Raw genomic sequence first — 8625 nt, forward strand, 5'->3', positions numbered from 1 at the left:
ACATTTGAAATAGAGGGTATTGCCCTTTATAATTAGGTTGTGCCAAGGGGCAGGAAGCCTTGCGGCAATGAAAGGATGATACTGCATGGCAGACAGGGTTAATGACAGAAACAATAAAATCAGACTCATGCCGCTTCTTCCGCTGAGAGGAATCGTCGTTTATCCGCATATGATACTGCACTTCGACGTAGGCCGGACCAAGTCCATCAAGGCCATAGAGGAAGCCATGCTCGAAGAGCAGCTTATCTTTCTTGTTGCCCAGAAGGATCCCAGCATTGAGGATCCGACTCCGGAGGATATTTATACCTGCGGCACCATCGCCAGGATCAAGCAGCTTCTGAGGCTTCCCGGCGACACTATCCGCGTGCTGGTTGAGGGCATCGGACGCGCCAAGCTGGTTGGAATCGTCCAGACCGAACCTTATTACCTGGCCAGGATCAGGCCGGTCAAGGTCTATTCCATCCGCAGCGGAAAGACCGACATCCAGGCCCTGGCACGGCAGGTGGTGGAGCATTTCGAGCAGTATGCCAAGCTCTCCGGCAAGATATCGCCCGACGCATCCCTCTCCATAACGGCTATTGACGATTTGACCCGCTTGCCGGATGTGATTGCATCCAACCTGTCCATAGCCCTCGATCTCAAGCAGAGCGTGCTGGAGGAGTTATCCCCCAAGCGGAGACTGGAGCGGCTGCTGGACATCCTTGTCAATGAAAACGAGATTCTTGAAATAGAGAAGAACATCAGCAACAAGGTCAGACAGCAGATCGACAAGAACCAGAGGGAGTACTATCTGAGGGAACAGCTCAAGGCCATCCAGAGGGAATTGGGTGAATCTGAAGGTGTCCTCACCGAAGTGGAGGAATACCGGGAGAAGATCAGCCAGGCGAACCTTCCCGAAGAGGTGAGGGAAAAGGCCCTGAAGGAAGTGGACCGTTTTTCCCGCATGCATTCCACATCGGCTGAGAGCGGGGTCATCCGAACATACCTGGATACCATCCTGGAGCTCCCCTGGAACAGGAAAACCGAGGAACGCCTGGATCTGCAGTATGCTGCCGAGATCCTGGACAGGGATCACTATGGTCTGACCAAGGTCAAGGAAAGGATACTGGAATATCTGTCGGTGAGAAAACTCCGTAACGGTCTCCACGGTCCCATCATCTGTCTGGCCGGACCTCCGGGAGTCGGCAAAACGTCCATTGCCCGATCCATTGCCGAGGCCCTCAACCGGAACTATGTGCGGATGTCGCTGGGCGGCGTGAGGGACGAAGCCGAAATCCGGGGCCATAGGAGAACCTATGTGGGCTCCATGCCCGGGCGCATCATCAGTGCGCTCAGGCAGGCCGGTTCCAGCAATCCGCTGATCCTGCTGGACGAGATCGATAAGATGTCCAGCGATTTCAGGGGAGATCCGGCTGCTGCCCTTCTGGAGGTTCTTGATACCGAGCAGAACAAGGATTTCAGGGATCACTACCTGGAACTGCCCTTTGACCTGTCCGATGTGATGTTCATCACAACGGCCAACTACAAGGAAGCCATCCCGAGACCCCTTCTCGACAGGATGGAGGTTATTGACATCACCGGATATACCGAGGATGAAAAGGTCTGCATTGCCACACGCCATCTGATCCCCAAGCAACTGGCCGCTCACGGGCTGGATGCGTCAAAGGTCCGTTTCGAGGAATCCGCCGTTCGGGAGATCGTGGTGCACTATACCCGTGAAGCCGGTGTGAGAAATCTTGAACGCAGCATTGCCACCGTCATGAGGAAGGCGGCCAAGCTCCTGGTTTCCGGGGAAAAGAAGATGGTCCGGGTTACGGCCGGAACAGTGAAAAACTACCTTGGCGGCAGGAAATACCTGTACGACAAGGCCAATGAGATGGATGAAGTGGGCATTGTGCGCGGCCTGGCCTGGACGCCTGTAGGCGGTGATACCATGGCCATCGAGGTGAACATCATGCCCGGCGAGGGTATGCTGGAACTCACCGGCCAGCTGGGCGAAGTGATGAAGGAATCCGCCCGCATCGCCCGGAGCTATATCCGTTCGGTTGCTGAAAAATACGGGCTTGACACCAGCTTCCACAAGCACTATGACATGCACATCCATGTGCCCGAGGGGGCTATACCCAAGGATGGCCCGTCGGCCGGCATTACGCTGGCCACCGCCATGATGTCGGCGCTTTCGGGTATTCCGGTAAGGAAGAACGTTGCCATGACCGGCGAGATCACCTTAAGGGGACGGATTCTGCCCATCGGCGGCCTGAAGGAAAAAGTGCTTGCAGCCCACCGGGCCGGAGTAGAAAAGGTGCTGATCCCCAAGGACAATGTGAAGGATATCGAGGAGATCCCCGAGAACATCAGGGACAAAATCAAGCTCATTCCCGTATCCCATATGGATGAGGTATTCAGACTGGCCCTGGTCCGCATGCCCGACGGCCACAAGAAAGTAACGGCAGGCATGCCCGGTATGGAAAAGGCGGCCGAGGAAGCAGCCGTAAGCCTTGAACATTGATTTTTTGGGGTAACCTTCGCCGGATAAAACAGATTGTGCTATAATAGGTGCAGGCTTTTTGACCGAAAGCCTGCACTTTTTGCACTCAAAACGGTCAATACAGGCTATATGCATAGATATTTCGGAGGAACGCATGTTAATCATAAAGAACGCAAACATTTACACCATGGCCGGCAGCCGGTACGACAACGGATTTGTGGCGTGCAGCGGGGATAAGATCGCAGCTGTGGGCCCCATGACCGAGTGCCTGGAGGCCGGGCCGGACGATCAGGTGATTGATGCGGCCGGGATGGTGCTCATGCCCGGGCTTGTGGACGCCCATTGCCATGTGGGTATGGTGGAGGACGCCATGGGCTTTGAGGGGGATGATGTGAATGAGATGACCGATCCCGTCACCCCCCATCTGCGTGCCATTGACGGGATCAATCCCTATGACCGGGCCTTTGAAGAAGCCAGGCAGTTCGGTGTCACCACCGTCGTGACAGGGCCCGGCAGCGCCAATGTCCTGGGCGGGCAGTTTACGGCCATCAAGACATGGGGCAGAACGGTGGACGAGATGATCGTCAGGGATCCCTGCGCCATGAAGATTGCCTTCGGGGAGAACCCCAAAACCGTCTACAACGAAAAGCACCAGGCGCCTTCGACGCGGATGGCGACGGCGGCCATCCTGCGGGAGCAGCTTTTCAAGGCCCGGGAATACCTGGAGGCGCTTGAGAAATATGAAAAGGACAAGGAAGAAAACGACAAGCCCGAGTTCGACATGAAGCTGGAAGCCCTGCTGCCGGTGATTAAAAGGGAACTGGTTGTGAAGGCCCATGCCCACCGGGCCGATGATATCGTGACAGCCCTCCGGATAGCCAGGGAGTTCAACCTGGACATGACCATCGATCATTGCACCGAAGGTTGGCTGATTCCCGATGTGCTGAAGGAATACGGGGTTGACGTCATCGTTGGGCCGCTCCTTACCGATCGCTCCAAGATCGAGCTTAAGAACCAGTCCCTGAAGGCCCCGGGCATTCTGGCAGAAAGCGGCGTGAGGGTTGCCATCATGTCCGATCATCCCTGTGTGCCTGTCCAGCACCTCATGCTCTGTGCAGCCCTGTCGGTGCGCGAGGGCATGAATCCCGAAGAGGCCCTGAAGGCCATCACCATCAACGCGGCCCGGGCCTGCCGCATCGATGACCGGGTCGGAAGCCTTGAAGTCGGCAAGGATGCGGACATGGTGATGTTTACGGGGCATCCCTTCGACTATATGACCAAGGTTTACATGACCATCATCAACGGCAGGGTTGTCTATACGCAGAAGAAAGGTTGATCAAAGAGTAGCATGGTGGAAAAGTATCTGACTGGTTCGGAGGAAGAGACCTTCAATCTGGGCGTGCAGCTGGCGCGCAAGCTGGGACCGGGAACGGCCGTGAGCCTGGAAGGAGACCTGGGCGCCGGGAAAACGGCCCTGGTCAAGGGTATCGCCAAAGGCCTCGGCGTGAGGGATACCATTACAAGCCCCACCTTCACCATCGTGAATTCCTATGAGGGGGATGTCACGCTGCACCACTTCGATGTTTACCGGATAGATGATCCGGAAGAGCTTTACGAGATCGGCTGGGAAGAATACTTCAATCCCAACGACGTGTGCGTGGTGGAGTGGGGGGATCGGGTGTCCCAAATGCTTCCCCCGGGTGCCCTGCGGATCCGGATCCTGAGGGATGAAACCCAACCGGACAAAAGAACCATTCTTGTGGAAAGGCAGGACCAGGAATGAAAATCCTTGCAGTAGAAACAGCCACGTTGACGGCTTCTTGCGCCGTGGTGGAAAACGGCCGGGTCCTTGGGGAACTGACCACCTCCCATGCCAAAACCCATTCACAGCAGCTTGTTCCCATGATCCAATCCCTGCTGGAGCTTCTGGATCTGAAGGCGAACCAGATTGACCTGTATGCGGCCTCCATAGGGCCGGGTTCCTTTACCGGACTCAGGATTGGCATTGTAACCGTCAAGGGGATGGCTTATGCCCTGAAGAAGCCGGTGTGCGGCATCCCGACGCTGGATGCCCTGGCTTATTCGGTCAATGATTTCAAAGGGGTGGTCTGCCCCATGATGGATGCCAGGAACAACCAGGTCTATACGGCCATATACAGGAAAAACCATGGCGAATTCCGGCGCGTTTCAGATTACTTTGGCATACATGTCACCGAACTGGCCGGCAGGCTGGATGCATTCGGTGAAGAGGTCCTGCTCCTGGGGGATGGTGCTCCCCTTCACCATGAGACCATGCAAGGCCTGATCCGACAGCCGGTCTTGCAGGCCGACAAGGCACTTTTTCTCCCGAGGGCAGCCTGTACCGCTTTGCTGGCTGAGAAACAGGCGCAGGAAGGATCCCTTTCCAGTCCTTATGAACTTGAACCCTTCTATCTCAGAAAATCCCAGGCGGAGCGCATGAAAGAACTGGGCGCTTCGCAAGTGTGAGGTCCATGATGTCGGATCAGATTCTCATCAGAGATATGCGTGAATCGGATCTGGATGCCATGGCGGCCATTGAGCAGGCTTCATTCAGCGTGCCCTGGACAAGGAACATGCTGGAGGAGGAGCTGTCCAACAGCCGGGCCAGGTATCGTGTGCTTGAGTTCCAGGGAGCTGTTGTCGGCTATATCGGCATGTGGCAGATACTGGATGAAGGGCATATCACCAATGTGGCCGTCCTCCCGGAGCTCCGGCGAAGAGGCTTTGCCAGACGGCTCATGCAGGATCTTGTCGATTACGCAAAAGCCAACGGCATCCGTTCCTTGACCCTTGAAGTCCGGGTCGGCAATCTTCCGGCCATCCGGTTGTATGAGTCCTTCGGGTTCCAGATTGAGGGCCGGAGGAAGCATTATTATGCCGACAACAACGAGGATGCGCTGATCATGTGGCTCCGGTTGGAGTAATACAAGATAATTCCGGCTGAGCTCTTCAATCCAGCGCCAGCTGTTATTGCGAGCGCGCGTGGCAATCTCCGGGAGCCCGTTAAAGCCGGCTCTGTTTTTTGTTGCATTTTCGTGTTTCCTCACTTCTGCAGGACAGATCAACATATTATTTAATACAGCTTTCAATTACGGGCTGTCCTTTTCAAATCCCTGTTTTGGACAGCCCGTTTTGAGGTAAACATGAGCAAGAAAAAGATGGAAGGAAGTGCTGCTATGCCAGTAGAACCGCTTCCGGCGAAAGCGCTCCGCAGGGAGTGCGACCCGTCTTTGTTTGATTTCGAGCATACCGGACAGCTTCCGCCCACAAGGGAGCTGATCGGCCAGCAACGTGCTGTTGAAGCGACCGAGTTTGGTCTTGCCATCCAGCTTGACGGATATAACATCTACATGGCCGGCGAGTCGGGCGAGGGGAAGACGCGCTATGCGCTGGAATGCGCCCAGAAGCAGGCAAAACATATGCCTGTTCCCGACGACTGGTGCTATGTCTATAATTTCGAGGATGCTACCCGTCCCAGGGCCATCAACCTTCCTGCAGGCATGGGCCGTGAATTCAAAAAGGATATGGAAGAGTTCGTGCGGATCATCGAGCAGGAAATGGATAAGGCCTTCAACGGCGACGAGTACGAGGCTGAACGAACCCGCATCATCAAGCGGTTCCGTGAAAGGAAAGATGAACTGGTCATGAAGCTCAGCCAGGAGGCGCAGGAGCGGGGATTTCGGGTCAAGCTGGCCAATTCGGGCATCTACTTCATGCCGCTGGTGGACGGCGAGCCCATCAGCGAGGATGAGTTCAACCAGCTGGATGAGGATATCAAGATAGAGCTGACCAAATCCTCCGAAGCGCTCCAGGCTCAGACCGGGGAAATCATCAGGAAGATCCGCGAACTCGAAACAGAGGCGGAGGAAGCCATAAAAAAATGGGAACACCAGATTGCCCTGTATGCGGTGGGGATACATATTGACAGCCTGAAGGAAAAATACATGGCCTATCCGGCTGTTGTCGGATACCTGAACGAGGTCCGGAGCGACATCCTCGATAACGTTGAAGCCCTGGTGGGTGACGACTATGGGGATGATCAGCAGACCATGTTCCTTCAGATGATGGCCAGGAGAGGGGCCGAAGAAAACCCGTATGACCGCTACAAGGTCAACCTCCTTGTGGACAACAGCCATCTGAAGGGTGCGCCCGTCATCGTGGACTACAATCCCACCTATTACAACCTGATGGGGCGGTGCGAATATGAAAACGAATTCGGCACCATGACCACTGACTATACCATGATCAAGCCCGGACTGTTCCATCAGGCCAACGGCGGTTTTCTGATCCTTCAGATCAATGATGTTCTGTCCAATCCCCAGTCCTTTGAGGCCATCAAGCGGACCCTGAAGACCAGGCAGATCATCATCGAGAACATCAAGGAGCAAATGGGGCTGGTGGCCGTTTCGGCCTTAAAGCCCGAACCCATCCCGGTAAACGTCAAGATCATCCTGGTGGGAAGCAGCGAGATATACCATCTGCTCTATCATTTTGACCGGGATTTCAAGAAGTTCTTCAAGATCAAGGCCGAGTTTGATGATCAGATGGATTGGAACCAGGACAACGTGAACAAGATTGCCCGTTTCATCAGCGCCTTCTGCAACAAGGAAGGCATACCCCATTTCGACAGGACGGGCGTCGCGGAGGTCGTCAACTACTGCTCCTGGCTGGTGCAGGATCAGACCAAGCTGACCACCCGTTTCAGCGAAATCGTCAACATCCTGGGCGAGGCAGGCACCTGGGCAAGCATCCAGAACTCGGACCTTGTCACCGGGCTGCATGTGAAGAAAGCTATCAGGGAGAAAATGAAGCGCTCCAACAAATACGACGAGGAATTGCTGGAACTGGTCCGGGACGGGACCATCATGATCGACACCGACGGGTGGGTCGTGGGACAGATCAACGGCCTGTCGGTCATTGAACTGGGTGATTATACCTTCGGCAAGCCTGCCAGGATCACAGCGGCCACCTATATGGGCAAGGCCGGCATCGTGGATATTGAAAGGGAAGTTGAGACGGGCGGCTATACCCATTCCAAGGGCGTCCTTATCCTGAGCGGGTATATCGGCCGAAAATATGCGCAGGACATCCCGCTTTCCCTGACCGCCAGCATCTGCTTTGAGCAGACCTACAGCGGGATCGACGGCGACAGCGCCTCGTCCACCGAATTGTATGCCATCCTGTCCAGCCTGGCGGATCTGCCCATCAACCAGGGCATTGCTGTTACGGGTTCCGTAAACCAACTGGGCATGATTCAGCCCATCGGCGGGGCCAGCTTCAAGATCCAGGGCTTCTTCAACATCTGCAAGATAAACGGACTGACGGGAAGGCAGGGCGTGATCATCCCAAGGCAGAACATCAAGAACCTGGTACTCAACGATGAGGTGGTAAAAGCCGTGGAGGAAGGGATGTTCCATATCTATCCCGTCAGCACGGTGGATGAGGGCATTGAGATCCTTACCGGCGTATCGGCCGGGGAAAAGCTGCCCGACGGCACCTATCCCGAAAACACGGTCCATGGCCGGGTATACAGAAAGCTCAGGCATTATGCCGAAACAGCAGCCAAGTACAAGGAATAAGGTATGACATCATACGAAGTTCATGCAGAAAACGCCATTTTATAAGGTTTGGTTTTTATGGGTGCAGGATCCGAAATCAGGATTCAACTGGAGGTCTGTTTATCCGGCAGGTTCAATGCCAGCCTTGGCAAGGTCCCGCTGTTCAGGCAGAAGGGGTCACACTGGATCAGGATGTACCATACGCAGGAGCAACGCTTCCGCAGACAGGCGGTATTCCGGTGGAGTTCCTGATAGGTACCGGGGTTACCCTCATCTCGGCAGGATTCTCATTAAGGAAAAAAGACAAGAAGGAATAGGAATGGCTATAACCATGAGCGTTAATGAGCAGTGGGCGGTCTTTCATCCGTGCACAGGCATGGAAACGGGCAAAAGGACCGCCCCTTCCCATATGAAAAAGAACGGATTTGACTTTATAAGTAAGAGGCTGAAAATTTTCAGGCGGAAGCGGGAAGTTGTAAAATAAAATGCCGTAATATATAGAAAACTCATGGTAATCCATTGTAAAATGTTTAATAACCAAAGAAAAACATTAGCAAA

At 54.6% G+C, this 8625-nt stretch carries 7 protein-coding genes; all 7 read left to right on the forward strand.

Translation table 11 applies throughout. The features are described from left to right. Positions 1–85: 85 nt before the first annotated feature. The 7 genes from lon (at position 86) to F3H12_RS13665 (ending at position 8384) form a co-directional block, all read left to right on the forward strand. Complete coding sequence (lon, locus tag F3H12_RS09900) at positions 86–2509, forward strand: endopeptidase La (protein ID WP_149679161.1); 2424 nt, start codon at positions 86–88, stop codon at positions 2507–2509. Between the two features lie 133 nt (positions 2510–2642). After that, the gene (locus tag F3H12_RS09905) at positions 2643–3824 is read left to right on the forward strand and encodes an amidohydrolase (RefSeq protein WP_149679162.1); all 1182 of its coding nucleotides are present in this window, start codon (positions 2643–2645) and stop codon (positions 3822–3824) included. A 12-nt stretch (positions 3825–3836) separates the two neighbouring features. Beyond that, a complete protein-coding gene (tsaE, locus tag F3H12_RS09910; RefSeq protein ID WP_149679163.1) occupies positions 3837–4271 on the forward strand; it encodes a tRNA (adenosine(37)-N6)-threonylcarbamoyltransferase complex ATPase subunit type 1 TsaE in 435 nt (144 codons plus the stop codon). Then, the gene (gene tsaB / locus F3H12_RS09915; RefSeq protein ID WP_149679164.1) at positions 4268–4975 is read left to right on the forward strand and encodes a tRNA (adenosine(37)-N6)-threonylcarbamoyltransferase complex dimerization subunit type 1 TsaB; all 708 of its coding nucleotides are present in this window, start codon (positions 4268–4270) and stop codon (positions 4973–4975) included. Before tsaE ends, tsaB begins: the two co-directional genes overlap by 4 nt. Positions 4976–4983: 8 nt before the next feature. Beyond that, on the forward strand, positions 4984–5433 hold the full coding sequence (gene rimI / locus F3H12_RS09920) for a ribosomal protein S18-alanine N-acetyltransferase (protein WP_149679165.1): 450 nt from the start codon (positions 4984–4986) through the stop codon (positions 5431–5433). 252 nt (positions 5434–5685) lie between these two features. Next, positions 5686–8088 carry an ATP-binding protein gene (locus F3H12_RS09925; RefSeq protein WP_149679166.1) on the forward strand — a complete coding sequence of 801 codons (2403 nt, stop codon included), beginning with the start codon at positions 5686–5688 and terminating at the stop codon, positions 8086–8088. 218 nt (positions 8089–8306) lie between these two features. Continuing rightward, a complete protein-coding gene (locus tag F3H12_RS13665; protein WP_422822213.1) occupies positions 8307–8384 on the forward strand; it encodes a hypothetical protein in 78 nt (25 codons plus the stop codon). The last annotated feature ends 241 nt before the right edge of the window (positions 8385–8625 follow it).

It is taken from the genome of Thermoclostridium caenicola (assembly GCF_900142095.1).
In the GTDB taxonomy this organism is placed as follows: Bacteria; Bacillota; Clostridia; order DSM-8532; family DSM-8532; genus Thermoclostridium_A; species Thermoclostridium_A caenicola.

Bases quoted from the DNA above. Each gene is read 5' to 3' on its own strand.
- lon (WP_149679161.1), top strand. From the start codon at position 86: ATGGCAGACAGGGTTAATGACAGAAACAATAAAATCAGACTCATGCCG.
- F3H12_RS09905 (WP_149679162.1), top strand. From the start codon at position 2,643: ATGTTAATCATAAAGAACGCAAACATTTACACCATGGCCGGCAGCCGG.
- tsaE (WP_149679163.1), top strand. From the start codon at position 3,837: ATGGTGGAAAAGTATCTGACTGGTTCGGAGGAAGAGACCTTCAATCTG.
- tsaB (WP_149679164.1), top strand. From the start codon at position 4,268: ATGAAAATCCTTGCAGTAGAAACAGCCACGTTGACGGCTTCTTGCGCC.
- rimI (WP_149679165.1), top strand. From the start codon at position 4,984: ATGTCGGATCAGATTCTCATCAGAGATATGCGTGAATCGGATCTGGAT.
- F3H12_RS09925 (WP_149679166.1), top strand. From the start codon at position 5,686: ATGCCAGTAGAACCGCTTCCGGCGAAAGCGCTCCGCAGGGAGTGCGAC.